This is a genomic window from Stenotrophomonas sp. ATs4 (genome assembly GCF_051861585.1).
GTDB classification, from domain to species: domain Bacteria; phylum Pseudomonadota; class Gammaproteobacteria; order Xanthomonadales; family Xanthomonadaceae; genus Stenotrophomonas; species Stenotrophomonas maltophilia_AS.
Map to the genome: position 1 here is coordinate 24,941 of NZ_JBLYPK010000005.1, position 25,035 is coordinate 49,975.

General features: G+C 68.1%; 24 protein-coding genes. 11 read left to right on the top strand and 13 right to left on the bottom strand.

Annotated elements, in window-relative coordinates:
* Positions 1 to 119: 119 nt before the first annotated feature.
* Positions 120 to 1,919, top strand: coding sequence for a DUF885 domain-containing protein (locus ABR323_RS10090; protein WP_439449198.1), 1,800 nt, complete (start codon positions 120 to 122; stop codon positions 1,917 to 1,919).
* 105 nt (positions 1,920 to 2,024) lie between these two features.
* Here the strand turns inward: ABR323_RS10090 and ABR323_RS10095 are convergent, their stop codons facing one another.
* Positions 2,025 to 2,489, bottom strand: coding sequence for a hypothetical protein (locus ABR323_RS10095; protein ID WP_439449199.1), 465 nt, complete (start codon positions 2,487 to 2,489; stop codon positions 2,025 to 2,027).
* A 185-nt stretch (positions 2,490 to 2,674) separates the two neighbouring features.
* On the opposite strand from ABR323_RS10095, the gene ABR323_RS10100 reads away from it, so the two are divergent.
* The 4 genes from ABR323_RS10100 (at position 2,675) to ABR323_RS10115 (ending at position 5,274) form a co-directional block, all read left to right on the top strand.
* Positions 2,675 to 2,923 carry a hypothetical protein gene (locus ABR323_RS10100; protein WP_012512426.1) on the top strand — a complete coding sequence of 83 codons (249 nt, stop codon included), beginning with the start codon at positions 2,675 to 2,677 and terminating at the stop codon, positions 2,921 to 2,923.
* A 122-nt stretch (positions 2,924 to 3,045) separates the two neighbouring features.
* Entirely contained in the window at positions 3,046 to 3,963 is a 918-nt protein-coding gene (locus ABR323_RS10105) for a bestrophin family protein (protein ID WP_439449200.1), read from the top strand.
* A gap of 19 nt (positions 3,964 to 3,982) precedes the next feature.
* Positions 3,983 to 4,972 carry a porphobilinogen synthase gene (gene hemB / locus ABR323_RS10110; RefSeq protein ID WP_032129123.1) on the top strand — a complete coding sequence of 330 codons (990 nt, stop codon included), beginning with the start codon at positions 3,983 to 3,985 and terminating at the stop codon, positions 4,970 to 4,972.
* Positions 4,973 to 5,004: 32 nt separating this feature from the next.
* Entirely contained in the window at positions 5,005 to 5,274 is a 270-nt protein-coding gene (locus tag ABR323_RS10115; protein ID WP_032129122.1) for a hypothetical protein, read from the top strand.
* A gap of 96 nt (positions 5,275 to 5,370) precedes the next feature.
* On the opposite strand, the gene ABR323_RS10120 is transcribed toward ABR323_RS10115, so the two are convergent.
* Positions 5,371 to 6,234 carry a hypothetical protein gene (locus ABR323_RS10120; RefSeq protein WP_439449201.1) on the bottom strand — a complete coding sequence of 288 codons (864 nt, stop codon included), beginning with the start codon at positions 6,232 to 6,234 and terminating at the stop codon, positions 5,371 to 5,373.
* 48 nt (positions 6,235 to 6,282) lie between these two features.
* Between ABR323_RS10120 and aroE the strand changes: the two genes are divergently transcribed.
* The 3 genes from aroE to dinG all read left to right on the top strand — a co-directional run bounded on the left by aroE (position 6,283) and on the right by dinG (position 9,755).
* Complete coding sequence (aroE, locus tag ABR323_RS10125; protein WP_439449202.1) at positions 6,283 to 7,128, top strand: shikimate dehydrogenase; 846 nt, start codon at positions 6,283 to 6,285, stop codon at positions 7,126 to 7,128.
* 3 nt (positions 7,129 to 7,131) lie between these two features.
* A complete protein-coding gene (locus ABR323_RS10130) occupies positions 7,132 to 7,485 on the top strand; it encodes a hypothetical protein (RefSeq protein WP_135275482.1) in 354 nt (117 codons plus the stop codon).
* Between the two features lie 167 nt (positions 7,486 to 7,652).
* Positions 7,653 to 9,755, top strand: a complete 2,103-nt coding sequence (gene dinG, locus ABR323_RS10135; protein ID WP_135275481.1) for an ATP-dependent DNA helicase DinG — start codon at positions 7,653 to 7,655, stop codon at positions 9,753 to 9,755.
* Positions 9,756 to 9,812: 57 nt separating this feature from the next.
* On the opposite strand, the gene ABR323_RS10140 is transcribed toward dinG, so the two are convergent.
* Positions 9,813 to 10,424, bottom strand: a complete 612-nt coding sequence (locus ABR323_RS10140) for a hypothetical protein (RefSeq protein ID WP_439449422.1) — start codon at positions 10,422 to 10,424, stop codon at positions 9,813 to 9,815.
* A gap of 144 nt (positions 10,425 to 10,568) precedes the next feature.
* Positions 10,569 to 12,407, bottom strand: a complete 1,839-nt coding sequence (gene ilvD, locus ABR323_RS10145; RefSeq protein WP_439449203.1) for a dihydroxy-acid dehydratase — start codon at positions 12,405 to 12,407, stop codon at positions 10,569 to 10,571.
* Positions 12,408 to 12,895: 488 nt separating this feature from the next.
* Here ilvD and ABR323_RS10150 point away from each other — a divergent pair, with 488 nt between their 5' ends.
* The 3 genes from ABR323_RS10150 to ABR323_RS10160 all read left to right on the top strand — a co-directional run bounded on the left by ABR323_RS10150 (position 12,896) and on the right by ABR323_RS10160 (position 15,313).
* On the top strand, positions 12,896 to 13,468 hold the full coding sequence (locus ABR323_RS10150) for a DUF1190 domain-containing protein (RefSeq protein WP_135275478.1): 573 nt from the start codon (positions 12,896 to 12,898) through the stop codon (positions 13,466 to 13,468).
* 7 nt (positions 13,469 to 13,475) lie between these two features.
* A complete protein-coding gene (locus ABR323_RS10155) occupies positions 13,476 to 14,654 on the top strand; it encodes a glutathionylspermidine synthase family protein (protein WP_135275477.1) in 1,179 nt (392 codons plus the stop codon).
* Between the two features lie 335 nt (positions 14,655 to 14,989).
* Positions 14,990 to 15,313, top strand: a complete 324-nt coding sequence (locus ABR323_RS10160) for a hypothetical protein (protein ID WP_439449204.1) — start codon at positions 14,990 to 14,992, stop codon at positions 15,311 to 15,313.
* Between the two features lie 59 nt (positions 15,314 to 15,372).
* Here the strand turns inward: ABR323_RS10160 and ABR323_RS10165 are convergent, their stop codons facing one another.
* The 9 genes from ABR323_RS10165 to baeS form a co-directional block, all read right to left on the bottom strand.
* Positions 15,373 to 16,671: a DUF58 domain-containing protein gene (locus ABR323_RS10165; RefSeq protein ID WP_439449205.1), complete on the bottom strand. Its 1,299-nt coding sequence runs from the start codon at positions 16,669 to 16,671 to the stop codon at positions 15,373 to 15,375.
* Positions 16,668 to 17,654 (bottom strand): AAA family ATPase, encoded by a 987-nt coding sequence (locus ABR323_RS10170; RefSeq protein ID WP_135275469.1) that lies wholly within the window; start codon positions 17,652 to 17,654, stop codon positions 16,668 to 16,670. Before ABR323_RS10170 ends, ABR323_RS10165 begins: the two co-directional genes overlap by 4 nt.
* A complete protein-coding gene (locus ABR323_RS10175) occupies positions 17,651 to 18,835 on the bottom strand; it encodes a DUF4350 domain-containing protein (protein WP_439449206.1) in 1,185 nt (394 codons plus the stop codon). The genes ABR323_RS10170 and ABR323_RS10175 overlap by 4 nt, the downstream gene beginning before the upstream one ends.
* Complete coding sequence (locus ABR323_RS10180) at positions 18,832 to 20,448, bottom strand: DUF4129 domain-containing protein (protein WP_439449207.1); 1,617 nt, start codon at positions 20,446 to 20,448, stop codon at positions 18,832 to 18,834. Before ABR323_RS10180 ends, ABR323_RS10175 begins: the two co-directional genes overlap by 4 nt.
* Complete coding sequence (locus ABR323_RS10185) at positions 20,438 to 21,430, bottom strand: stage II sporulation protein M (RefSeq protein ID WP_439449208.1); 993 nt, start codon at positions 21,428 to 21,430, stop codon at positions 20,438 to 20,440. Before ABR323_RS10185 ends, ABR323_RS10180 begins: the two co-directional genes overlap by 11 nt.
* Complete coding sequence (locus ABR323_RS10190; protein WP_439449423.1) at positions 21,427 to 22,116, bottom strand: RDD family protein; 690 nt, start codon at positions 22,114 to 22,116, stop codon at positions 21,427 to 21,429. Before ABR323_RS10190 ends, ABR323_RS10185 begins: the two co-directional genes overlap by 4 nt.
* 123 nt (positions 22,117 to 22,239) lie before the next feature.
* Entirely contained in the window at positions 22,240 to 22,770 is a 531-nt protein-coding gene (locus tag ABR323_RS10195; RefSeq protein ID WP_135275465.1) for a gamma carbonic anhydrase family protein, read from the bottom strand.
* A gap of 95 nt (positions 22,771 to 22,865) precedes the next feature.
* The gene (locus ABR323_RS10200) at positions 22,866 to 23,549 is read right to left on the bottom strand and encodes a response regulator (RefSeq protein WP_439449424.1); all 684 of its coding nucleotides are present in this window, start codon (positions 23,547 to 23,549) and stop codon (positions 22,866 to 22,868) included.
* Positions 23,550 to 23,551: 2 nt separating this feature from the next.
* Positions 23,552 to 24,955, bottom strand: coding sequence for a sensor histidine kinase efflux regulator BaeS (gene baeS / locus ABR323_RS10205; RefSeq protein WP_439449209.1), 1,404 nt, complete (start codon positions 24,953 to 24,955; stop codon positions 23,552 to 23,554).
* Positions 24,956 to 25,035 lie beyond the last annotated feature (80 nt).

The following is a 25,035-nucleotide window of genomic DNA, read 5'->3' on the forward strand; positions in this document are numbered from 1 at the left end:
GCTACCCCGGCAGGTTTTCCCTGCGCCCGGCCGCCTATCCCAGCCGCCATGACTTCCCACAGATTGTCGCCATCGCCGTGAGCGCGTAAGTTGCGGGCAACCCTTTGCTGGAGTGTCCCATGAAGCCGATTGCGCTCGCCGTTGCCCTGGCCCTGACTGCCGCCCCGTTGCTGTCCGCACCGCCGGCCCTGGCCGCGCCGGCTGCCAAGGCCGCCACCCCGGCCAGCCCCGCCTGGGTCGCCCGCAGCAATGCACTGGCGCAGATCCTGCTGGACGCGCAGGGGCCGTTCCAACCGGAGGAGACCGGCTTCTTCGGCGTTCCCGGTTATGACGACAAGGTGGCCGACCTCGGCCCGGACAACGATGCGCGCTACCGCGCCGCGATGGCCAAGGCCCGTGACGAACTGAAGGCGAAGCTGGCTGCCGAAAAGGATCCCAATGTCCGCCAGGACCTGGAGATCATGATCCACGCCGCCAACCAGAACATCGAAGGCAGCGAGCTCAACGAGAAGTACCTGCTGCCGTGGAGCGATGCGCCGCAGACGGTGTTCAGCGGACTCAACCTGTTGCTGTCCGACCAGGTGCCGGCCGAACGCCGGGCCAAGGCGATCGATCGTCTCAAGGCCTACGCCGGCCTGCAGCCGGGTGGAACCGCCTTCACCACGCTGGCCCGCCAGCGCTACGAGGAACGGTTGAAGGACAGCAGCCTGCTGCAGCCGACGAAGATCGAAGTGCAGCAGTCGCTGGACAACGTCGAGACCTACATCACCGGCATCGAGTCGCTGCTGAAGAAGTATCAGATCGCCGGCGCCGATGAGGCGATGAAGACCCTGGCCGGGCAGATGAAGGACTACGCCACCTGGACGCGCACGACCGTGCTGCCGAAGGCACGCACCGATGCACGCCTGCCGGCACCGTTGTATGCGTACCAGCTCAAGCAGGTCGGCATCGACATCGACCCGAAGCTGCTGATGCAGCGTGCGCAGCTGGAATTCATGGAAACCCGCTCGGCGATGCAGCAGCTGGCGCCGCTGGTGGTGAAGGACAAGGGCCTGAAGGTGGCCGACCCGAGCGACCCAGTGGCGGTGATCCGCGCGCTGAAGGCCGACAAGATTGCCGACGACCATCTGGAAGGCCACTACCGCAAGGTGATCGACGCGATCGATCCGCTGATCCGTGAGCATGCCATCGTCGATGTGCCCAAGCGCGCGATGCAGATGCGCCTGGGTTCGGCCGCCGAGAGCGCTGCCAGCCCCGCACCGCATTTCCTGCCGGCACCGCTGGTCAACAACACCGGGCAGCAGGGCACCTTCGTGCTGCCGCTGGGTAACCCGGCCGCCGGCCCGGGCGCGCAGTACGACGATTTCAACTTCGGTGCGGCGGCATGGACGCTGAGCGCGCATGAAGGTCGCCCCGGCCACGAGCTGCAGTTCACCGCGATGGTCGAACGTGGCGTGTCGCTGGCACGCACGATGTTCGCGTTCAATTCGGTGAACGTGGAAGGCTGGGCGCTGTATGCCGAGGCCGAGATGGTGCCGTACGAGCCGCTGGACGGGCAGATGATCGCCCTGCAGTTCCGCCTGCTGCGTGCCGCGCGCGCGATGCTCGACCCGATGCTCAACCTCGGCCTGACCGACCGCGCCAACGGCGAGCGTGTGCTGATGGAGCAGGTCGGCCTGTCCAAGGCCATGGCCACCCAGGAACTGGACCGGTACATGGTGCGCATGCCGGGCCAGGCCGGCAGCTACTTCTACGGCTACACCCGCATCCTGGAACTGCGCATGCAGACCGAGCTGGCGCTGGGCGCGAAGTTCGACCGCCTGGCGTTCAACAACTTCCTGCTCGACCAGGGCCTGCTGCCGCCGGACCAGCTGGCCGACGCGGTGAACAAGGTGTTCGTGCCGAAGTACAAGCGCTGAATGCTATTCGGTAGTGCCGGCCGCTGGCCGGCATTCTCTGGGCGTTGGACAGGTTCATGAGGTTGCCGGCCAGCGGCCGGCACTACCTGCGGTGGCCCGTCCGGGTCACCGCTGCGGCTGCGGGGTAATCACCTGTGTCGGCAACCGCGCCGGCGGTGCCGGATTCGGCACCCAGATGGCGACGCCGGCGGCACGTTTCTGCGTGGTCGGAATGCCGATACCGACGCCACCGCCGACATGCGAGCCGAAGCTGCCGGCGCCGACTGACATGCCCACCGGCGAACCGCTGCTGCCCACGCCCACCAGCACCACGCCATTGGCGCCCAGTGCTGCGGCCTCACGCTTCAGGCGTGCCACGGCGGCATCGGTCTGGCCCTGGGTGCCGAAGCCCACGGCAGACGCTGATTCCAGCTGAGCGATTTCCTGCGAACCGGCGGGTGGCGTCGAATAGATCTGCACCAGCGCCGGGTCGATCGGTGCGCGGGCGCGGCCGAGCATCACCTTCGAGGTGCTGGCACAACCAGCGGCGACCAGCAGGATGGCCGTCAATGCGGCCCAACGGATGTTCATGGCACGACCCCTGTAGGACTGGTTGCGATCATCGGCGGGCCACTCTGAATCGGCGCCAACACCCGGGCCAGGGCACGCACGACAGCACGCTAGCACGGTGCGGGTGACAGCTCCGCCAATGGCAGTAGGCGGCGGCAGCGGGAACGTCTATGGTTGGGGCCAGGAACCAACTGCGGGAGAGCGGCATGGGTGTGATCAGTCTGTTGTGGGGCGTACTGGCGCTGTTGTGGATGATCCTGGCGCTGATTCCGCTGCTGGGCTGGGGCAACTGGTTCCTGATCCCGTTCGCCGCCGTCGGCGCGGTCATCGCTGCGCTGGGCATCCTGTTCACCCACCCGACCAAGCGGGGCCGGGCCTGGGCTGGTCTGGTGCTGAATGGCATCGTGGTGGTGGTCGGCATCCTCCGTCTCGGCCTGGGTGGCGGCGTGGTCTGATCCCGGGCCAGGGTGCGACAGGGCGTCGCAGGCGCTCGGCCCGTGGCCGGGCAGGGGCGTACAATGAACGGCTGCGCGAGCCCCCCGCGTGCCTGTGAATCCGCGCCCGGCGCGGCTGCCCCATGATCATTCGACCCCGTCCCCACGGCTGGCAACTGCTGTACATCCTGCGCGGCTCGATCGTCAAAGCGATCGCGCCGAAGGTGCTGGCCATCCTGATCCTGTCCATCGCGGTGGCCGCAGTGGTGGAACTGGCACCGCCGACCGGCATCGAGCGCGTGTCGGTCACGCCGTTCACCCTGCTTGGCCTGGTGCTGTCGATCTTCCTCAGCTTCCGCAACAGCGCCTGCTACGAGCGCTGGTGGGAAGGCAGAAAGCTGTGGGGCCAGCTGGTCTACGAATCGCGCTCGCTGGCCCGCCAGGTGAACCTGCTGCTGGCCGATGATGCCGGCCGACGCCGCCGCATCGCCTATCTCACCACTGCCTTCGCCCATGCCCTGGCCGGTCGCCTGCGTGGGCGCATCGTGGCGCTGATGGCCCTGCCGTGGCTGGACAAGCGCCAGCGCGAACAGTTGGGCCAGCGCGAGAACGTGCCCGACGCGCTGCTCTCGATGATCGCCGCCGAGCTGGCCCAGGCGCTGCGCGCCGGTGAGCTCGACCCGATCCTCTACACCCAGCTGGAAGAGCGCCTGCACGCGATGTCGTCGATCCAGGCCGGCTGCGAGCGCATCCTCACCACCCCGCTGCCGTTCGCCTACACCCTGCTGCTGCACCGCTGCGCGTGGATGTTCTGCGTGCTGCTGCCGTTCGGCCTGGCCAGTTCGCTGGGCTGGGGCACGCCGGTGCTGTCGGCGGTGCTGGCCTATGCCTTCTTCGGCCTGGACCAGCTGGGCGAAGAAATGGAAGACCCGTTCGGCCTGGAGCCGAACGACCTGCCGCTGGACGCGCTGGTGCGCACGATCGAGATCGACCAGCTCGACGCGCTCGGCGAACGCCCATTGCCCGAACCCCTGCTGCCGCAGGGCTACCTGTTGCAATAGCCACTCCTCGGAGCCTGCCATGTCTCACCCGCTTTACCGCCCGCGCCGCATGCGCCACGACGAGTTCTCACGCCGCCTGATGCGCGAGAACACGCTGACCACCGACGACCTGATCTACCCGGTGTTCGTGCACGAACTGGCCGGCCGCACCGCAGTACCGTCGATGCCGGGCGTGGAGCGGTTGTCGATCGAAGAGCTGCTGAAGGTGGCCGAAGAAGCGCTGGAGCTGGGCATTCCGGTGATCGACCTGTTCCCGGTGATCGACCCGTCGCTGAAGTCGCTGGATGCATCGGCGGCGTGGGCCGAGGACGGCCTGGCGCAGCGTGCGATCCGCGCACTGAAGTCGCGCTTCCCGGAACTGGGGGTGATGACCGACGTGGCACTGGACCCGTACACCACCCACGGCCAGGACGGCATCATCGACGACAAGGGCTATGTGCTGAACGACATCACCGTCGAGGCACTGGTCAAGCAGTCGGTGTCGCACGCCGAAGCCGGCGTCGACATCGTTTCGCCGTCGGACATGATGGACGGCCGCATCGGCGCGATCCGTCGTGCGCTGGATGCTGACAACCACATCAACGTGCGCATCATGGCGTACTCGGCCAAGTACGCCTCGGCGTTCTACGGTCCGTTCCGTGATGCGGTGGGCAGCGCGGCCAGCCTCGGCAAGGCCGACAAGAAGACCTACCAGATGGACCCGGCCAACGGCGACGAGGCCCTGCGCGAGATCGCGCTGGATCTGGAAGAAGGCGCCGACATGGTGATGGTCAAGCCGGGCATGCCGTACCTGGACCTGGTGCGCCGGGTGAAGGAGAAGTTCGGCGTGCCGACCTTCGCCTACCAGGTGAGTGGCGAGTACGCGATGATGAAGGCCGCCTTCGCCAACGGCTGGCTGGACGAGCGCGCCTGCGTGCTGGAGTCGCTGCTGGGCTTCAAGCGGGCCGGTGCCGATGGCGTGCTGACCTATTTCGCGCCGCAGGTGGCGCGATGGCTGCGCGAGCGCTGACAATAGCGCCACGATAGACAGAGGACTACGCGATGGGACCCGAACTGGGATGGATGCAATGGCTGATCTGGGGCATCGGTACGCTGGTGTTCGGCGCCATCATCGTCGGTGTCTTCATCGCCGCTTGGCGGGCCGGCAAGCGCCCGCCGGAGCAGCTCTCCGCCGCCCGCCACGTGGCCCGTGAGCAGGCCCTGCCGGACAGCGTGCAGGCCGAGCTGGCCGCATTGAACCAGCGCAAGGACAACGGCCAGCTGAGCGAGATGGAGTACGAACAGCAGCGCGCCAAGGTATTGTCGCGCTGACTCTGCCGCCTCCACGCATGGCGTGGATCTACTACAACGCGGGTTCCAGTAGATCCACGCCATGCGTGGATGAACGCCCGCGCGATCCATTGCCCATTACCCGCTGCACCCGGCCACCGCCGCCACCTTCGGTACCGCCAACCGGTACACATCCACGCCACCGGCACGCGGCGCCTTCGCCGCACTGCTGGCAACCATCATCTCGCCCGGCTTGGCGTTGTCGATCACCGGCGCGCCGGTCCAGCCGCCGGCCTGGTTGAACGATAACCCCAGCGGCTGCAGCGCTGCGCCGCTCCATGCACAGCCGCTGCTCCACACCTGCGCGGTCGTGCCGCTGCCGCGGCTGAACACCACGGCACCGTCATTGCCCAGCCAGTCGCCGTCGGTTTCGTCGTCGGCGCTGTTCAATGCGGTCAGTGCGGTGGCTGGTCCGCGCTGGCCCTGAGCATCCAGCGTCGCCACGAACAGGTCCCAGCCGGCGCCACGGCCCTGCTGGCGGGCAAACAACAGTCGTCGCCCATCCGCGCTCAGGGACGGTCCGCGCTCTTCCCGGCCGCCACTGTCGCCCGCCAGCGGCTGCGCGCTGCCCAGCTGGCCGTCGGCGGCCAGCGCGGCGCGGTACAGCGCCAGCGCGCTCTCGCGGCCGGCCGCGAACAGCAGCCAGCGACCGTCGCGGCTGAAGTAGGGGTCACGGGCCTCACCGGCCACGCCTACTGGCAGGGCCTGCGCCTGCTGCCAGCGGCCGTCGACCACGCGTGCCTCCCACAGGCCCCAGCCGGCCTCGCCGCGGCGGGCGAAAACGATGCGCTGGCCATCGGCGCTGATCGTGGCGCGGCCCTCGTCGGCACGGGTCGAGACCACGCCCATGCCTTCGATGCCGTACTCGTTCAACGCCATCGCCACGGGGGCAGAGAGTAGACTGGCGGCAAGCACCAGCAGGGGCGGGGTGATGCGCATCATCCGGGTCCGTGCACGAAAGAGCATCAGTCTAGCCAGCTTGAGGATTCCATGACCGACCGTTACGCCGTCTTCGGACACCCCGTTGCCCACTCGAAGTCGCCGCAGATCCATGCGACGTTCGGTCGCCAGGAAGGCATCAGCATCGACTACCGTGCGATCGACCTGGCCCCGGATGCCTTCCTGACCGGCCTGGAAGCCTTCGCCGCCGAAGGCGGTGTCGGCGCCAACATCACCTCGCCGCACAAGGAAGCCGCGTTCTCGGTGTGCACCACCTTGACTGCACGGGCGCGCCGCGCGGGCTCGGTCAACACGCTGCTGCGCAAGGGCGACCGCTGGCATGGCGACACCACCGATGGCATCGGCCTGGTACGTGACCTGACCGACCGTCATGGCCTGGACCTGCGTGGCCGCCGCATGCTGCTGATCGGTGCAGGTGGTTCGGCGCGCAGCGTCGCCCCAGCGTTCCTGGATGCCGGCATCACCGAGCTGGTGGTGGTCAACCGAACGCCGGAACGCGCCGATGAACTGATCGACGCGATGGGCGAGCCGGGCCGCGCCATCAGCCGTTACTGGGAAGACCTGCGCGACCTGGGCGACTTCGAGCTGATCGTCAACGCCACCTCGGCCGGCCGCGACCGTGATGTCGAGTTCAAGCTGCCGCTGTCGCTGGTCAATTCGATGACCACCGCCGTCGACCTGAACTACGGCGAGGCGGCCATCGCCTTCCTGGCCTGGGCGCGCGCGGCGAACTGCCGCAATACCGTGGATGGCCTGGGCATGCTGGTCGAACAGGCGGCCGAGAGCTTCCTGCAGTGGCATGGCGTGCGCCCGCAGACCGATGAGGTCTACCAGACCCTGCGGCAAGGCGCCGCCGTGCTGGCCGGCGAGGACTGATCGATGGACAACACGACCCTGATGGTGTCGGTGCTGAGCATGATCGGCGTGCGCCTGCCGGTGCTGATCGCGCTGTGCGTGGGCCTGGTCTGGGTGGTCGGCGCGCCGCGTGATGCGACGCGCACCGGCGCCCTGGTTGGCCTGGTGCTGCTGCTGCTGTCCAGCCTGGGCGGCATGGCCGCCGGCATCCTGCCGATGTGGTTGATCAGCAGCGGCAACTTCAACGCCATCTCGGGCATGAGCGCCATCCTCGGCGTGCTGCATTTCGCGCTGGCGATGGTCGAGGCCATCGGTGTGGTGCTGCTGGTGTGGGCACTGGTGCGCCTGCTGCGTAGCCGTACGATTCCGGCCGCCTGAGCGGTAGCGCCGGGCCATGCCCGGCGTATCTGCCCCTTGGAGACTCCGGCTATCGGACCGCGACCGCCAGCGGGCGTCGTCGCTGGCCCATTCAGGGTGCCAGCGGCGGTGAACGTGGCCGGCCATGCGACAATGACCGGCCTGATCCAGCCACGGTAATCCCCGGCGTGACCGAAACCGTCGCCGCTCCGCGCACGCTCGATGACCCCTTGAAGGACGCGATCCGCAAGGCGTACACGACGCTGCAGGCCAATACTCCCGGCTTCTCCACCCGCCGCTCGCAGAGCCAGATGATCGGCGTGGTGTCGCGTGCGTTGTCGAAAAGTGGCGGCGTCGGCGTGGTCGAGGCGCCTACCGGCGTCGGCAAGAGCCTGGGCTACCTCACCGCGGGTGTACCGATCGCGCTGGCTAGCAAGAAGAAGCTGGTGATCAGTACCGGCACCGTGGCCCTGCAGTCGCAGCTGGTCGAGCGCGACATTCCGAATTTCCTGAAAGCCACCGGCCTGGAAGCGACCGTGGCCCTTGCCAAGGGCCGCACCCGCTACCTGTGCACACGCAACGCCGCCGAGGCGCAGGGCGAGGGCTCACAGGGCGGCATGTTCGAGGACGACGCGCCCTTGTTCGACCGGCCGCTGGCACCGATCGAGATGGACATCGCCAAGCGCCTGACCGATGCCTTCACTGGCGGCAGTTGGGATGGCGACATCGACAACGCACCGGAGACCATCAGCCCTGGCCTGCGCAGCCGCATCACCACGCCGGCTTCAGGCTGCGCCGGGCGCCGCTGTGCCTATTCGGCACAGTGCGCGGTGCTGCGTTCGCGCACCACGGTGCGCGATGCGCAGATCGTGGTCACCAACCATGCGCTGCTGTTGTCAGCGCTGTCGATTGGCGACAGCGACAACGGCCAGCCGCTGATCGCAGCACCGTCGGACATGCTGCTGGTGCTGGATGAAGGCCATCACATCGGCAACGTGGCAATCGATCAGGGCGCGGCCAGCCTGGCGCTGGATGAAATGGCCAAGCGCACCGGCCGCCTGCAGATCCTGATTGCCGGCGCCTACCGCGCAGTCGACAAGGACCGCCTCGGCAACCTGCTGCCGAACGAAGCGATCGACATCGCCAGCAACGTGGCCAAGCAGCTGCGTGCGTTCCGCGACCATGTCGAACGGGTGTGGATGCCGGCGCCGGCCGACGAAGAGCCGATGTGGCGCGCCGCCAACGGCCGCCTGCCGGAGGCCTGGCGCGAGCCGATCGAAGCACTGGCCGACGACACCCGCAGCCTCTACAACTGGGCGCATGCCGCCACCGCGCAGGTGGCCAAGGGCAAGCCGGACGATGCCGCGCGCGAGCGCCTGCAGCGCAACCTGGGCATGGCGCTGGAGATGATCGAACAGCAGTACAACCTGTGGCAGGCCTGGCGCCGCGAGGACAAGGACGGCGCGCCGCCGATGGCACGCTGGGTCACTGCTACCCGCGATGGCGATCTTGTGCTGCACGGTTCGCCGGTATCGGCCGCGCATGTGCTGCGCAAGCTGCTGTGGGACGAAGTGGATTCGGTGGTGATGACCTCGGCGACGCTGACCGGCGGCGGTGACTTCCAGTCACTGGCGATCGACAACGGCATTCCCGAAGAGGCCGAGATGGTCTCGCTGTCCTCGCCGTTCGACCTGCCCAACCAGGCCGAGCTGATCGTGCCGAAATTCCCGGTCACGCCTGATGACCGCGAAGGCCATCCGCGCGAAGTGGCGCGCTATCTCGACACCGAACTGGACTGGGCCAAGGGCTCGATGGTGCTGTTCACCTCGCGCTGGAAGATGGAGAAGGTGGCCGGGCTGATGTCGGCCGCGCGCCGCAAGCAGGTGCTGGTGCAGGGCGAGATGTCCAAGACCCGCCTGATCGACGAGCATCTGCGCCGCGTGGCCGCGGGTGAAGGCTCGGTGCTGTTCGGCCTGAACTCGTTCGGCGAGGGCCTCGACCTGCCCGGCGAAGCCTGCACCACCGTGGTCATCACCCAGGTACCGTTTGCGGTGCCGACCGACCCGCAGACCGCCACCCTCAGTGAGTGGTTCGAAGGGCGCGGGCTCAATGCCTTCAACCTGATCGCCATTCCGCATGCGCTGCGTACGCTCACCCAGTTCGCCGGCCGCCTGATCCGCACCTCCACCGACACCGGCCGCGTGGTCATCCTTGATTCGCGGCTGCTGACCCGCCGCTACGGCAAGCGCATCATCGACGCGCTGCCACCGTTCAAGCGCGTGATCGGCTGACCCGGGGTCGGATCCCTTCCGCAGGAAGGGCTCTGACCCCACCACGTACTCTGTCGCTCAACCGCCCTGCGGATTCCGGCAGGCCTGGTTGCCCATCGCATTGTGGTAATCGCGATCAAAGCAGCGCAGGAAGCCATCGAGCACGTCCAGATTGGGCGGCCACGGCACATCCACCTTCTGCCCGCCGGCAGTCGTGAAGTGATAACGCCCATCCTTCAGCGCCCTGGCAATCTGCTCCGGCGCAGGAATCGCAATCAACCTTGCACGCGCTTTCTCCAGCGCCGCACGATCGCGCTGCAGGAAGGCGATCGTGCCGTCCACGTAGGCGTTCCAGTAACCGGGGTCGGTGTCGGTGGGCTTGTAGGTGCGCTGCATCAGCGTCACCGCCTGCGGGTACTGGCCCGCCTCCGCACGCATCTGGCCTTCATGCCACAGAATCAGGGTGTTGCCTGCAGCCTTGGGCAACGCAGCATAGGCGGCGAGCAGATCAGCGGCTTCGCGGTGGCAGCCGCGGTCGGCCAGCGTGCGCCAGCCGCCTTCCAGGTCCTGATCGAACGCATCCGGTTCCATCGCCAGCATCGCTGCACGGTCGTAGCTGCAGCCGGGGGCTTTGGGCGGTTCGGCTGACGTGCCCATGGCAGCGGCCAGGGCAAGCGAAAGCGAAAGCAACATCATCGCAACCTCCGTGTTGGTGACCTCCTGGACCACCATAACGGATCAGGATGGGTAGTGCCGGCCGCTGGCCGGCAACCTCATCGATGTGGGCCGTCGCGGTACAGATGCCGGCCAGCGGCCGGCACTACCGTATGGCGGTCAATCGCCCAGCAGCGCGGTGTTGCGGACGGCGCCCTTGTCGGCGCTGGTGGCCAGCAGGGCGTAGGCCTTCAGTGCGCTGGTGACCTTGCGCGGGCGCGGTGCGTGCGGTTTCCAGCCGCGTGCATCGGCGTCGGCGCGGCGCTGGGCCAGGGTGGCCTCGTCCAGCAGCAGGTCGAGGCGGCGGGCCGGAATGTCGATGCGGATGCGGTCGCCATCTTCCACCAGACCGATCGTGCCGCCGCTGGCGGCTTCCGGCGAGACGTGGCCGATCGACAGGCCCGAGGTGCCGCCGGAGAAGCGGCCGTCGGTCAGCAGCGCGCACTGCTTGCCCAATCCCTTCGACTTCAGATAGCTGGTCGGGTAGAGCATTTCCTGCATGCCCGGACCGCCCTTCGGGCCTTCGTAGCGGATGACCACCACGTCGCCGGCTTTCACTTCGTCGGCGAGAATGCCGGCGACGGCCGCGTCCTGGCTCTCGAACACGCGCGCGCTGCCTTCGAACACGTGGATGGATTCGTCCACGCCGGCGGTCTTCACCACGCAGCCGTCCACCGCCAGGTTGCCGCGCAGCACGGCCAGGCCGCCTTCGGCCGAGTAGGCGTGCTGCACGCTGCGGATGCAGCCTTCGGCGCGGTCCACGTCCAGGGTCGGCCAGCGCGTGGCCTGGCTGAAGGCCACCTGGGTAGGGATGCCGGCCGGACCGGCACGGAAGAAGTCCTGCACGCTCGATTCGCTGCTGACCGCCACATCCCAGCGCTCGATGGCATCGGCCAGGGTGCGGCTGTGCACGGTCGGCACGCTGGTATCCAGCAGGCCGCCACGCGCCAGTTCGCCGAGGATGCCGTACACGCCGCCCGCGCGGTGCACGTCTTCCATGTGGTACTTGGGCGTGTTCGGTGCCACCTTGCACAGTTGCGGCACGCGCCGCGACAGCGCATCGATGTGGGTCAGGTCGAAGTCCACTTCGGCTTCCTGCGCGGCGGCCAGCAGGTGCAGGATGGTATTGGTCGAGCCGCCCATGGCGATGTCCAGGGTCATCGCGTTGGCGAACGCGGCCTGGGTGGCGATGCCACGCGGCAGCGCAGCCGGGTCTTCGCCGCCGTACCAGCGGTGGCAGAGTTCGACGATCAGGCGGCCGGCGCGCAGGAACAGCTGCTCGCGGTCGGCGTGGGTGGCCAGGGTCGAGCCGTTGCCGGGCAGCGACAGGCCCAGCGCTTCGGTCAGGCAGTTCATCGAGTTGGCGGTGAACATGCCCGAGCAGGACCCGCAGGTCGGGCAGGCGCTGCGCTCGAACTCGGCGACCTTTTCGTCGCTGGCGCTTTCATCGGCGGCGATGACCATCGCATCGACCAGGTCCAGCTTGTGCTCGGACAGCCTCGTCTTGCCGGCTTCCATCGGGCCGCCGGAGACGAATACCACCGGAATGTTGAGGCGCAGCGCGGCCATCAGCATGCCGGGGGTGATCTTGTCGCAGTTGCTGATGCAGACCATCGCATCGGCGCAGTGCGCGTTGGCCATGTATTCGACCGAGTCGGCGATGATCTCGCGGCTGGGCAGCGAATACAGCATGCCGTCGTGGCCCATGGCGATGCCGTCGTCCACGGCGATGGTGTTGAATTCCTTGGCGACGCCGCCGACCTTTTCGATCTCGCGCGCGACCAGCTGCCCAAGGTCCTTCAGGTGCACGTGGCCGGGCACGAACTGGGTGAAGGAGTTGGCGATGGCGATGATCGGCTTGTGGAAGTCGCCGTCCTTCATGCCGGTGGCACGCCACAGGGCGCGGGCGCCAGCCATGTTGCGGCCGGCGGTGGAGGTGCGGGAGCGGTATTCAGGCATGGCTGGCGGAACGGGCGGGCCGTACAACGTGGGGGTCCGCCGATCATGGACAATTTTTTCGGTTGCTGCTGCAACCACCGGAGGTGGCCCGGCCGGGCTTGCAGCCCTGCACCCGCGGTAGTGCCGGCCGCTGGCCGGCAACCTCAACAACAACAGCTGGGCTATCCGTGGGATGGCGGGGGGGGGGGCCGGCTGCGGGGGACGGCGCAAGTACGTCCATGTAGCCTCGGTCGCGCCATTCATGGCTCTCACGCCCCCGCAACCGGACCCACCCCGCCTTCGACAGTGTCCTGCGATCTGTCGGGGCCGGCGCTCTGCGTTGCTCTTGGTAGGTGTCGACCTTGGTCGACACGGTAATCCACGCCATGCGTGGATGATGGGGAACGACGAAAATGAAAGTCCGTTCATCTTTCGGACTTTGCCGATTCCGGTTGCTGGTCAGGATTTGGCATCATTGGGGCATTGATCCGTCGACAGGGCATGAGGCCATGAAACGTTCCCGCACCACCGCGCTGCTGCTGATGAGCGCTGCACCGCTGCTGTTCACCGCCTGCCAGAAGGAGCCGGAGGTGAAGGTGCAGGAAGGCCTGTACACCTCGGTGGAGTCGTGCACCGAGGCCACCGGCGATCCGTCGTCGTGCCGCAATGCCTTCGCCGAAGCGCAGAAGCAGGCCGCCGATGCGGCGCCGAAGTACGCCAGCAAGGAAGCCTGCGAGAAGGACTACAAGCCCGAACAGTGCGTGCAGCAGCACACCTCGGCCGGTACCTCGTTCATCGGGCCGATGATGATGGGCTTCTTCATGTCGCAGATGCTGAGCAACCGCGGCGGCCTGGCCCCGCAGGCGCCGGCGGCGTCGCCGGCCTACCAGGACAAGAGCGCCGGCTGGGCGCGCCCGGCACCGGGAGGCAGCGGCGGCCTCAACACCGCCAGCGGCATCGGCGCCGGCAAGGCTGGTCTGGCCCCGGTCACCAGTGAACCGAACCGTGCGGTCACTGCCAGCCGTGGTGGCTTCGGCAACACCAGCGCACGCCGCAGCACCAGCGGCAGCTACGGCGGCTGATCGACCCATGCAACGTATCCGTATTGCCGAGCGTGCCCAGTGGCGGGCACGCGCGGAGGAGGCCGGTTTCCGCTTCCACACCATCGACGGCCAGCCGTACTGGGATGAAAGCGCGTACTACGCGTTCACCCTGCGCCAGATCGAACAGGACATTGAAGACCCCAGCGCCGAGCTGCACCAGATGGCGCTGGACCTGGTCGGCGATGTCATCGCCAGTGAGCGGCTGATGGACCAGCTGGCGATTCCGTCGCATTACCGCGACTGGATCGCCGACAGCTGGCGCCAACGCCAGCCACATCTGTACGGACGCCTGGACCTGGCCTATGACGGCACCGGTCCGGCCAAGCTGTACGAACTGAACTACGACACGCCGACCTCACTGTTTGAAGCCAGCTTCTTCCAGTGGCAGTGGCTGGAAGACCAGCGCAACGCCGGTCGCCTGCCGCAGCACGCCGACCAGTTCAACGCCATCCACGAAGCGCTGGTTGAACGCTTCGGCGAACTGGCCACGCAGTTGCCGCCGCCGCTGTATTTCAGTGCCGTGGGCAGCTCCGAAGAAGACCGCGGCACTGTCGATTACCTTCGCGACTGCGCCTCGCAGGCCGGCCTGCATGGGCAGGCTATCGCCGTCGAGGACATCGGTCTGTCTGCGGATGGCCGTTTCACCGCGCTGGACGATTCGGTGATCGGCACGCTGTTCAAGCTGTACCCGCTGGAAGACCTGATGGCCGAAGAGTTCGGCCGCGCGCTGCCCGGTTCGGGCGTACAGCTGCTGGAACCGGCCTGGAAGGCGGTACTCAGCAACAAGGGCATCCTGCCGCTGCTGTGGCAGCGCAACGTGGGCCATCCGAACCTGCTGGAAGCGCACTTCGACGACGGCAGCGCGCTGGCCTCGGGCTGGGTGCGCAAGCCGCTGTTCTCGCGCGAAGGTGCCAACATCGAGATGCACCTGGCCGATGGCAGCACCCAGCGCAGCGACGGTCCCTACGACGGCCCGGCGATCATCCAGCGCGCCCATCCGCTCACCCGCTTCGAAGGCGGCTATCCGCTGATCGGCAGCTGGGTGGTGGGTGACCACGCCTGCGGCATCGGCATCCGCGAGGACGACAGCGCAATCACCCGCGACAGCGCGCGCTTCGTGCCGCACGCGATCGTCGATGAGGCGCCGACGCGGATCTACGTCTGATGGCGGTGCGGCGCAATCGCGATCTGCGGCCTGCGCCACTGCCGGGTCGGCATCTGGATGACGGCCACGCTCTGTGGCGCTATTCGGATCGGATCGCGGTGCGCTGCCATCGCTGCGATACGCCCGGCTGGGTGGCGGGGACGTCGGAATCGCGACGTTTCCGCTGCCTGGGCTGTAGCGCATCCCTCGACAGTGGATGCGGCTGTGGTTGCTGTGTTGCGGGCGACTGGGTCGGACCGGTGCGTTACAGGGGCTATCGTCCCTGCGGATACTGCGGGCACAAATGGGTAAGCGCTGAACTGCACCGCGCACGTGCAACGTCTCCATTGCGCACCTTGGCTGCAGACTGCAGTGAATGTGGACGCAGCAGCGAGGTGGAGGTCACGCTGTCGCGGTGGCGTGGCAATGAGGCGATCGACCCGCACTTCGGGCTGCCGCTGCGGTTGGTCGAAAAGACCGCGGCCGGCGTGCTGTGGGCCTACAACGAGGCCCATCTGCAGGCACTGCACGATTACGCTGCCGCGCCTCTGCGCGAGCGCGCGGGCGTCACCCATGGCTCGATGTTCTCGCGCCTGCCGCAGTGGATGAAGCTGGCCCGCAACCGGGTGTTGCTGCAGCGTGCGGTAGAGCGGTTGCAGCGTCGATTGTTGCAGGGGTAGTGCCGGCCGCTGGCCGGCAACCGCCGTTGGTAGAGGCCGACCTTGGTCGGCGCTACCGATCAGAGCAGCCCTTCGCGCTTCACTGCCAGGTAGCGCTCCACCAGCGCGCCGGGCAGGGCATCGGCGGTCACGTCCAGCACCATCACCTTCTCGCTGCGCAGCGCGTCGTGCGCCTTCGCACGCTGCTGCAGGTACAGCGCCGCGGCACCGGCCTGGGTGGCGTCTTCCAGTGTCTGCACTTCGCCCTCAAGTGCGCCGTCCAGCTCACGCTCGCGCAGGCTGGCCACGCATACCAGATGGCGTCGCTGCAGCAGGCGTACCGCTGCCAGCAGATCTTCGATGTCTTCATCGCGCACGTTGCTGACCAGCATCACCAGCGCGCGCCGGCGCTGGCGCAGAGACACTTCGGTGGCGGCGGCCAGATAGTCGGTGGCCACCGCGCGCGGCTGCAGGTCGTAGCTGGCCCGCAGCAGGTGCTCGACCGTGCCCATGCCGCGTTGCGGCGCCACCCAGCGGCGTTCACCACCAGCAGCGAACAGGCCGGCGGCGTCGCCCTGGCGCAGCGCCAGGTAAGCCACCACCAGCGAGGCGTTCAATGCGTGGTCGAAGTGCGAGAGTCCGCCTTCGCTGGCCAGCATGCGCCGGCCACTGTCGAGCATCAGCAGCAACTGCTGGTTCTTCTCGTCCTGGTACTCGCGCGAGATCAGCTTGCGCGCACGCGCGGTGGCCTTCCAGTCGAGCTGGCGCAGGCTGTCGCCGATGCGGTACTCGCGCATCTGGTGGAAGTCGGTGCCTTCACCACGGCGGCGCTTCACGTGCGCACCGACCAGCCGCGAAGCCTGGTCGGCACTGAACAATGCGAAGCGGGTGAGCGGCACGAAGTTCGGATAGACCCGCACGTCCAGCGCGGGGGGCAGGGTGCGTTGCTGCCACCACAGGCGCCACGGCGAGCGCATGCGCAGGTGCACGCCCTCGAAGCGGAAATGCCCGCGCTGCAGCGGCTGCAGATGGTAGTGCAGGGTGGCAGCGGTGCCCGCCTGCAGGCGCACGCGCTGCGGCAGCGATTCCAGCGGCCAGCCGCCGGGTACCAGATCGAACACCTGCACCGTCATCGATGCGTCCGCCTGCAGGCGCAGTGCGGCCTCGCGGCGCACGCCCAATGCCAGCGCTTCGGGCAGTTCGCGTTGCACCTGCGGCGACGGACGTCGCGACTGCCGCCAGAGATCCATCAGCGCCGCCACGGCGATCGCCAGCGCCGCCAGCGCCCAGCTCCCGCGCGGCAGCAACCCGCCCAGCACCAGGCCGCCCAGGGCAGTCCAGGCCAGCAGCAGCACCAGCAGCAGCGGGGCCGGCCTCATCGGCGCGGCGCTTCCACCTTGGCCAGCAGCGCGCCCAGCACGTCATCGGCGTCCTGGCCTTCGATCTGCAGTTCCGGAGCCAGCGCGATGCGGTGGCGCAGCGCCGGGCGTGCGATGTCGCGCACATCATCCGGAGTGACGAAATCACGACCGGCCAGCACCGCCTGTGCACGCGAGGCACGCACCAGCGCGATGCTGCCACGCGGGCCGGCACCGACCGCGATGCCCGGCCACTGGCGGGTCGCCGCGACGATGCGTACCGCGTAGTCGATCACTTCGTCATCGACGGTGATCGCCGCGGTGGCGCGCTGCAGTTCCAGCAGCTCACCGGCGCCGAGCACGCGCGGCACCTGGCTCAGGTCGAAATCGCTGGCAGCGCGACCGCTGGTGATCGCGGTCACCATGCGCTTCTCGTCCTCCAGCTGCGGGTAGTCGATCAGCACCTTCAGCAGGAAGCGGTCCAGCTGTGCTTCCGGCAGCGGATAGGTACCTTCCTGCTCCAGCGGATTCTGCGTGGCCAACGCCATGAACGGCGGCGCCAGCGTGAAGGCCTTGCCTTCGATGGTCACCTGGCCTTCCTGCATCACTTCCAGCAGCGCCGACTGGGTCTTGGCCGGGGCGCGGTTGATCTCGTCGGCCAGCAGCAGGTTGGTGAACACCGGGCCACGGCGGATCTTGAAGCTCTCGCTCTTCGGGTCGTACACCGCATGGCCACTGACGTCGCTGGGCATCAGGTCGGGGGTGAACTGCACGCGGCCGTAGTCCAGTTCCAGGGCCTGTGCGAGTGCGCGCACCAGCAGGGTCTTGCCCAGCCCGGGCACGCCTTCGATCAGCACGTGGCCACCAGCCAGCAGGGCCACCAGGATCTGGTCAAGCACATCGGCCTGGCCGATGAAGGCGTGGCCGATGGCATCGCGGATGGCGTCGACGCGTTCGATCAGGCGGGCGTTGGTGGCCGCCGGCAGCTCGGGGACTTCGGTCATAGCAGGGATCTCATCTGGAGCAGCAAGCGGATGCGCTCGCGCAGGGCGGAGGAATCATGCGGCGGAGGTGGCGTGAGCGCGCTGGCGACGCGGCCTTGCGGCCACTTCAGCAGCTCGGCGATGGCCTGATCGCGTGGCGCGCCATCAAGTGCGGCGGCGACCGGCGCACGCAGCCGCAGGCGATGCAGGAACAGGGCGAGTACGGCCTCGTACAGGCGCGCACCGTGGCCGAAGCGCAGCAGCAGCTCACCGCTGGCGCGCACGTGTTCCAGCAGCGAGCGGCGTTCCAGCACCGGCGACGGCAAGCGGCTGCCGAAGCGCTGCGAGCGCCCCCACAACCAGCCCAGCAGGGCCAGCAGCAGCGGTGCCCACAACGGCCAGCCCTGATAGAACATGCGCGACCACAGCGACGGCGGGCGGCTGGCGTAGACCAGCCAGATCGCACCCTTGCCGTAGTTCGGATCGAGCAGGTAGCGGGTCAGATCGCGGTGGGCAGGATCGTGCAGGCCATCGCTGGCCTTGCCGACGGCGGCAGCGAGTTGTGCTGCTGGCGAGTCGACTTCACTGCGCATGAATTCCATGTCGGCCAGCACGCTCACCTTGCCCTGGCCATGGCGCAGGCGCGCAAACACCAGGTCGCGATCACTGCCCCAGCGGCGTTCAACCCGCGTACGGGCGGTGAAACCAAGCGTGAAGCGGCGGCCACCGCAGAATTCGCTGTGACGGGTGTCGTCGTCGATATGAAGCGGCTGGCAGTCGCTGCGCTGGAACAGGCTGTCCACGCCCAGCTGGTCCAGCAGCGGCCCCTGCGTGCTGCTGGCATCGTCCTCGGCCGGCGGCGGGGTGCGCACCAGCAGGTGGCCGCCCTGGTCGACCCAGTCCAGCAGCCGCTTCACAGCGGGTGCCGGCAGTTCGCTGCTGTCCTGCAGCAGCACCACCGTGTCATGGCGCCCCAGCATCATCTGCTGCAGTTCCAGACGCGGCCGTGAGTGCACCTCGATGCCATCGGCGCGCAGCGCCTGCCCGAGCACGTACAGCGGGTTGTAGGCGGCCTCGCCCTGCGGCGGCAGGCGCACGGTTTCGGTCACCCGTTCATGTGTACGCAGGTAGAGGATGGTCAGCGGCACGCCGAACAGCACCAATGCGCCGAGCAGCAGCGACCAGAACAGGCGCGGACTCATGCCTGCCATCCATACTGCTGGCGCAGGGTACCGGCCAATGCATCGAAATCGGCACGGCTGGGCAGGCGGCCACCGTAGGCGGCGTACTGCCACATGCGCACGATGCGCGCGAACAGGTCACGGTCGCTGGCCTCGGGCATGCGCCGCGAGGCGCGCAGGCATTGCGCTTCGGTAGCGCCGGGTGGCAGTGCGATGCCACTGCGCTCGCCGACGGTACGCACGCTGGCACGGTACAGCAGCGCCAGCGCCTGGCGCGGCCGGCCCTGGTCCCACAACAGGCCGGCCTGGGTGGCCACGTCCGGCGGCAGCACCGCCGGCAGTTCCACCTGTTCCTCCAGCACCTGTGGTGCGGCCTCGGCCTTGCGCCGGCCACTGCCACGCAGCCACGGCAGCCACAGTCGTGCGGTCAGCAGCAGCACCAGCAGCAGGATGCCGAGCAGGCCCCACAGGCCCCATTCGGCCAACCGGGCCAGCCAGGCGATGCCGTCCTTGCGCGGCTTGCGCTCGCCCTTGTTGTTGCTGTCGCTCTGCAGCGCCTTGTTTTCCTTCTTCTTTTCCTCGGCCTGTTCGATCGGCTTCCAGCGGGTGACCTGGCGGGTCGGGCGCTGCAGCGGATCCTCATAGGCACGGTTCACCGCCTGGCGGAAGCCGTCGGTGTCCACCGGCGAGGTGCCGAAAATCATTGCCGGCGTGTTGGCGGGGTCGTTTACCGCAGTGGCCGTTTCCCCCGCGCTGTCCTCATCCTCGTCGGCATCGTGGGCTTCGTCGGTGATCGTCTGCGGGTCCTGCGCATGCACCTGGGGCGAAACCAGTGGCAGTGCCAGGCACAGCAGCAGCGCCAGCGTCGATGCCGCTGGCAGCAGGCGATCGCGCAGGCGGCGCAGGGCGATTTCCACGTCCCATGCTTCCATCTGCGTACGCCGGTTCAGGTACAGGCCGAAGCCGGCACCGACGAAGAACGGGCCGATCAGCACCGACGCCAGCCAGCACGCCAGGTTGAAGCCCAGGCGTGCCCATGCCGGGGTGTCCTGGCCGATCATGTCCCACGCTGCGCGCCACGATTCGGACATCAGCTCCAGCGGCATGAACATGAACACCGCGCCGATCGCACCCGATACCAGCGCCGCTTCGAATGCCATGCAGGCCAGGGTCAACACCATTGCCGCGCCTGCGGCACCGGCCGCCACCGCGCGGCGGCGTGGACCGCGCTGGTCAGGCGAATTGCCTTCCAGCAGGTTCACCGGCAGGCACAGGCTGCGCAGCACGCTGAAGCGGCGCCAGCCGAGGTAACCCCAGAAACCGGTGTTGCCCCAGTGACGTTGCGCGCGCAGCGCCGCCAGCGTGCCGACCGGTTCGCCGAAGATGCCGCGCGACAGCACATACAGCGGCGCACGTTCGAACAGCGGTTTGCACCACCACATCGCCAGCCAGGCCCAGCCGAAGGCATCGAGCCACCAGCCCAGTGCGTTGAAGATCACGAACAGCGGCGCGCTGGCCAGCAGCCAGCTGCCCCACGCCGCACGTGCGTGGCGGCGGGCGAGGGCGTTGCCCAGCTCCATGGCTTCCCAGCCGCTGCGCGCGCGCAGCACCACGTCCAGGTGGTCAATGCGCATCGCCGCCTCCGCGTCCGCCGCGCCACAGCCATAGCAGCACGCCGGCCCACAGCACGCCGGCCACGCTGAACTTGCCCCACGCGGGTATTTCGGCGATCGACGACCAGAAGGCTTCGATGAAAGCGGCCACCAGCAGCATGAACGCTGCACCCAGGCACAGCCGGGCACCGATGCGGCCGCCCTCGACCAGCGCATCCAGGCGGCTGCGCCGGCCCGGTGCCAGCAGCTTCATGCCCAGCTGCAGGCCGGCACCACCGGCGATCACGATTGCGGTCAGCTCGAACGCACCGTGGCCGGCCACGAAGCGCCAGAACGGTCCGCCGTGGCCGATGTGCTGCAGGTGCCCTGCCACCGAACCGATGGTCACACCGTTGAACAGCAGCACCAGCAGCGTGCCCAGCCCGGCCAGCAGGCCGCTGGCGAAGGTGCGCAGGGCGATGCTGATGTTGTTCATGATGTAGTGGCCGAACATCATCCAGTCGGTGCCGCTGTCACGGCCCAGGCGTTCTGCGGCCGGGTCGTACATGCGTTCCATTGCGGCGATCTGGCGGTTGTCCATCAGCATGTGGATCAGGTCCGGGTAGACCTGCGCCAGCACGAAGCAGGCCACCGCCGGCAGCGCGAACATCGCCAGCGCCGCCCACATGCTGCGTGCCTGGCTGCGCACCAGCAGCGGGAAGTCGGCCACCAGGAACTCCAGGGCCCCGCGCCAGCGCGTCGGCGGCGTGCGGTACAGCACGCTGTGGCCCCGCTGCATCAACTGCTGCAGGCGCTGCACCAGCTGTGGGCTGTAGCCGCGCTCACGGGCCAGCGCCAGCTGCTGGCACAGGCGTCGGTAGCGCTGCGGAAAGGCGGTGTCGTCCAGCGGGAGGCCGCTGGCCTTCCGGCGCGTACGGCGCGACACGCCAGCGCGCAGCAGCAACCACTGTTCCAGGTCCTGCCATTCCTGCTGGTAGCGGGCGACGAACTGTTCCTGCTTCATCGCCGCCCCAGCAGCCAGTTGGCCATCGCGTACAGGCGCAGCACACCGATCTGCCCGTGGGTACCGGTCAGCGGTTCGACGATGCCGGCCAGCTCCTGCTGGCGCGCCGGCGACAGCCGCGGTGCGCGCTCGGCGAAAGCCATCAGCGCAGCCTGCTCTTCCGGCCGCAACGGTTGCGGCGGGGCCAGCACGCTGTCGATGGTGGGTGGAGGCGGCAGGTACAGCGCGGGCGCATGCACCACTACGGTGCCGGCCACCAGGTCGCCCAGGCGGCGGCCATGCGGATCGAACAGGCTGCTGACCAGGCCCAGCGCATAGCCGAACGGCAGCATGTCCACGGTGCGCAGCAGGTTGCGGGTGATCGCCGCCATCCAGCCCACCGGTGCACCATCACGCGACAGCACGCGCAGCCCCAGTGCACGCTTGCCCAAGGTGCGACCCCACAGCGCTTCGCAGATGATCGGGTAGAGCCAGTAGACCAGGAACATCAGGACCAGATAGAGACCGGAACCGAATTTGTCCAGCAGCGCCAGCGGAATCGACATCAGCACCAGCACCGCAATGCGCACGCCGAGATCAACCAGCCAGGCCATCGCCCGCGGCAGCGGGCCGGCCGCCGGCAACTGCAGCAGCACACCTTCCGGCGTCACCACCTCGCGGTAGGTATCGAGCATCGGTGCGGCCATCAGCGCGATGGCCTTCGTTGTGGGCACCGGAGTCCTCTCCGGCAGGCAGCCACAGGCATGGGGGTCTCGACAGGTCCTGGTCGGGCCCAGACTTTAGCAGAGCCGCGGGGCGGCGTTGGCTGCTCAGCCGCGGTATTCGTCCTTCAGCCGCACGTAGTGGTCGGCCGAGTAGTGCAGCGACTCGATTTCCTTGTCGCTCAGTGTCCGCGCCGGCCGCGCCGGGTTGCCCACCCACAGCTCGCCTTCGCCGACCACCTTGCCCGGGCCGATCACTGCACCGGCACCGACAAAGCCGTGGCGCTCCACGCGGGCACCGTCGAGGATGCAGGCGCCCATGCCGATCAGGCTGTAATCGCCGATCGTGCAGGCATGGATGATGCAGCCATGGCCGACCGTCACGCCCTCGCCGATCAGGGTCGGGTAGCCGGCCTTGTTGTACGGGCTGTGGTGGCTGACGTGGATGATGGTGCCGTCCTGCACGTTGGTGCGCGCGCCGATGCGCACATGATTGACATCACCACGGATGACCGTGCCCGGCCACACCGACACGTCGTCCCCCAGTTCCACGTCACCGATGAGGGTACAGGCCGGATCGATGTACACGCGCTCGCCGAGGACGGGCATCTTGTCGCGGAAGGGGCGCAGCGGGTTCATGGGTGTCTCCGGAAATCAGGGCGTTCGCGACGATGATACCTGCGTGGCGAGTGGCCATCGCGACGGTAGCGCCGGGCCATGCCCGGCGAACGCGATCACGGCTCGTAGCTGTAACCCATGCCGTACACCGAACGGATCGGCTCGCCTTCCATGCCGGCGTCGGCCAGCTTGCGGCGCAGGTTGCGCACGTGGCTGTCGACGGTGCGGTCGACCACCACGCGATGATCCAGATAGAGGCGGTCGAGCAGCTCATCGCGCGCCCAGATCCGTCCCGGCGTGGCCAGCAGGGTGCGCAGCAAGCGGTACTCCACCGGCGTCAGGTCCAGGCCCTTGCCGTTCCAGGTAGCGCGTGCTGCCGGTTCGTCGATGTGCAGCCCGCTATTGGCGCGTGCAGCGGGGTCCGGGCGGTAGCGGCGCAGCACCGCCACCACCCGCGCGACCACCTCGCGCGGACTGAACGGCTTGCAGATGTAGTCGTCGGCACCGATCTCCAGCCCCAGCAGGCGGTCGATCTCTTCCACCCGCGCGGTGACCATGATCACCGGCACGTCGCTGCTGGCGCGCAGTTCGCGGCACAGGTCCACGCCGTCGCGCTGCGGCAGCATCAGGTCCAGCAGCACCAGGTCGGGTTGATAGCGCGCGAACGCGTCGATCACCTGGCCGCCATCGTCCACCCATTCACTGACCATGCCGGCGGCCGCCAGGTAGTCACGCAGGACCGAGGCCAGGCGTGGTTCATCCTCGACGATCAGGATTTTCGCGGGCGTGGCGGGCGACATGCTCATGCAGGCTCCGGCAGGATGATGACCACGCGCAGGCCGCCCAGTGATGAGGGCTCGGCCTGGATGTGGCCGTGGTGGGCGAGGATGATGTTGTGGCTGATGGCCAGGCCCAGGCCGCTGCCGCCGCTGGCCCGGTTGCGCGAGCTTTCCACGCGGTAGAAGCGCTCGAACAGCAGCGCGCACTTGTCGGCCGGCACGCCGGGTGCGGTGTCTTCCACGATCAGCTGTACGCCTGCAGGTAGGCGTGAGGCCTGCACGTGCACGCGGCCGCCGGTACGGGTGTAGCGCAGCGCATTTTCCAGCAGGTTGGCCAGGACCTGCTGCAGGCGTCGTTCGTCACCGGACACCTGCAGCGGTGTGGCGGGCAGGTCTTCTTCCAATGCCAGCCCCGCCGTGGTGAAGCGCCCGCGCATGCCATTGAGCTCGCTGCGCAGCAGCGCCACCAGGTCCAGCGGCGCGAAGCGGTACGCCAGGCCGCCGGACTGGGTCATCGACAGGTCGTGCAGGTCGTCGACCAGCTTGCCCAACTGGCGGATCTCGCTCTGCAGGCCACCGAGGTTGGCGCGGTCCAACGGACGGATGCCGTCCTCGATCGCCTCCAGCTCGGCGCGCACCACCGCCAGCGGCGTACGTAGTTCGTGCGAGATGTCGGCGATGAAGGCGCGGCGGTTGCGCTCGGTGTCGTCCAGCGCCTGCGCCATCCGGTTGAAGTCATTGACCAGTGCGTCCAGCTCATCGTCGCTGGTGCGTTCGATGCGGGTGGCATAGTCACCGGCGGCCAGCCGGTGCGTGGCTGCGGCCAGCTTGGCCAGGCGCTGGCGCAGCGCGCGCGACACCAGCCACGCCAGCAGCACCGTCACCAGCAGCAGCGCGATGCCGATCACCCACCAGGCGCGCACCTGGGTGTTGTAGAAGTTCAGATCGTTGGTGGCGATGACGGTCTGGAACGGCACCATGCCCAGCCAGCCGACGGTGTTGCCGTCCACCTGCACCGCATGTGGCTCATCGTCGCTGGTGGCATCGGGGTTGCCGGCCACGAACCGGTGCTGCGCATCGAACAGGCCCAGCCGCGAGGGCACGCCGGTCTGGTCGGACAGCGGCGGCACCGGTCCTTCGTGCCCATGGGCCAGATCCGGGCGCAGCAGCCGTGCCCAGCGGTCACCGTCACCGCGCAGATGCTCCCAGCCACCATGCGCGCTGTACTCGCGCTTCAGGTGCGGCATCAGGCGCTGCATGCGCAGGTCGCCCTGGTCGTTGAGGTAGTCCAGGAAGCCGGTCTGGAACGCCACGCGGCTGGCAATGCCGTTCACTGCCAGCACCAGCAGGCAGGCGGTGAAGATCGCGAGGAAGGTCTTCGCGGTCAGGCCGAATTTGAGTCGAATCTTCGCCATCGCGGGGGCCATTAGCGGCGCATGTGGCGCTGAAAGCAAGCGCCAGCTGAGCCAGTCGCACATTCTCCATATTCTCTGCACAGTTCCACGGC

Excerpts from the sequence above, each read along its gene's own strand:
- ABR323_RS10090 (WP_439449198.1), top strand. The coding sequence starts at position 120 with ATGAAGCCGATTGCGCTCGCCGTTGCCCTGGCCCTGACTGCCGCCCCG.
- ABR323_RS10095 (WP_439449199.1), bottom strand. The coding sequence starts at position 2,489 with ATGAACATCCGTTGGGCCGCATTGACGGCCATCCTGCTGGTCGCCGCT.
- ABR323_RS10100 (WP_012512426.1), top strand. The coding sequence starts at position 2,675 with ATGGGTGTGATCAGTCTGTTGTGGGGCGTACTGGCGCTGTTGTGGATG.
- ABR323_RS10105 (WP_439449200.1), top strand. The coding sequence starts at position 3,046 with ATGATCATTCGACCCCGTCCCCACGGCTGGCAACTGCTGTACATCCTG.
- hemB (WP_032129123.1), top strand. The coding sequence starts at position 3,983 with ATGTCTCACCCGCTTTACCGCCCGCGCCGCATGCGCCACGACGAGTTC.
- ABR323_RS10115 (WP_032129122.1), top strand. The coding sequence starts at position 5,005 with ATGGGACCCGAACTGGGATGGATGCAATGGCTGATCTGGGGCATCGGT.
- ABR323_RS10120 (WP_439449201.1), bottom strand. The coding sequence starts at position 6,234 with ATGATGCGCATCACCCCGCCCCTGCTGGTGCTTGCCGCCAGTCTACTC.
- aroE (WP_439449202.1), top strand. The coding sequence starts at position 6,283 with ATGACCGACCGTTACGCCGTCTTCGGACACCCCGTTGCCCACTCGAAG.
- ABR323_RS10130 (WP_135275482.1), top strand. The coding sequence starts at position 7,132 with ATGGACAACACGACCCTGATGGTGTCGGTGCTGAGCATGATCGGCGTG.
- ilvD (WP_439449203.1), bottom strand. The coding sequence starts at position 12,407 with ATGCCTGAATACCGCTCCCGCACCTCCACCGCCGGCCGCAACATGGCT.
- ABR323_RS10150 (WP_135275478.1), top strand. The coding sequence starts at position 12,896 with ATGAAACGTTCCCGCACCACCGCGCTGCTGCTGATGAGCGCTGCACCG.
- ABR323_RS10155 (WP_135275477.1), top strand. The coding sequence starts at position 13,476 with ATGCAACGTATCCGTATTGCCGAGCGTGCCCAGTGGCGGGCACGCGCG.
- ABR323_RS10165 (WP_439449205.1), bottom strand. The coding sequence starts at position 16,671 with ATGAGGCCGGCCCCGCTGCTGCTGGTGCTGCTGCTGGCCTGGACTGCC.
- ABR323_RS10170 (WP_135275469.1), bottom strand. The coding sequence starts at position 17,654 with ATGACCGAAGTCCCCGAGCTGCCGGCGGCCACCAACGCCCGCCTGATC.
- ABR323_RS10175 (WP_439449206.1), bottom strand. The coding sequence starts at position 18,835 with ATGAGTCCGCGCCTGTTCTGGTCGCTGCTGCTCGGCGCATTGGTGCTG.
- ABR323_RS10180 (WP_439449207.1), bottom strand. The coding sequence starts at position 20,448 with ATGCGCATTGACCACCTGGACGTGGTGCTGCGCGCGCGCAGCGGCTGG.
- ABR323_RS10185 (WP_439449208.1), bottom strand. The coding sequence starts at position 21,430 with ATGAAGCAGGAACAGTTCGTCGCCCGCTACCAGCAGGAATGGCAGGAC.
- ABR323_RS10190 (WP_439449423.1), bottom strand. The coding sequence starts at position 22,116 with ATGGCCGCACCGATGCTCGATACCTACCGCGAGGTGGTGACGCCGGAA.
- ABR323_RS10195 (WP_135275465.1), bottom strand. The coding sequence starts at position 22,770 with ATGAACCCGCTGCGCCCCTTCCGCGACAAGATGCCCGTCCTCGGCGAG.
- ABR323_RS10200 (WP_439449424.1), bottom strand. The coding sequence starts at position 23,549 with ATGTCGCCCGCCACGCCCGCGAAAATCCTGATCGTCGAGGATGAACCA.
- baeS (WP_439449209.1), bottom strand. The coding sequence starts at position 24,955 with ATGGCCCCCGCGATGGCGAAGATTCGACTCAAATTCGGCCTGACCGCG.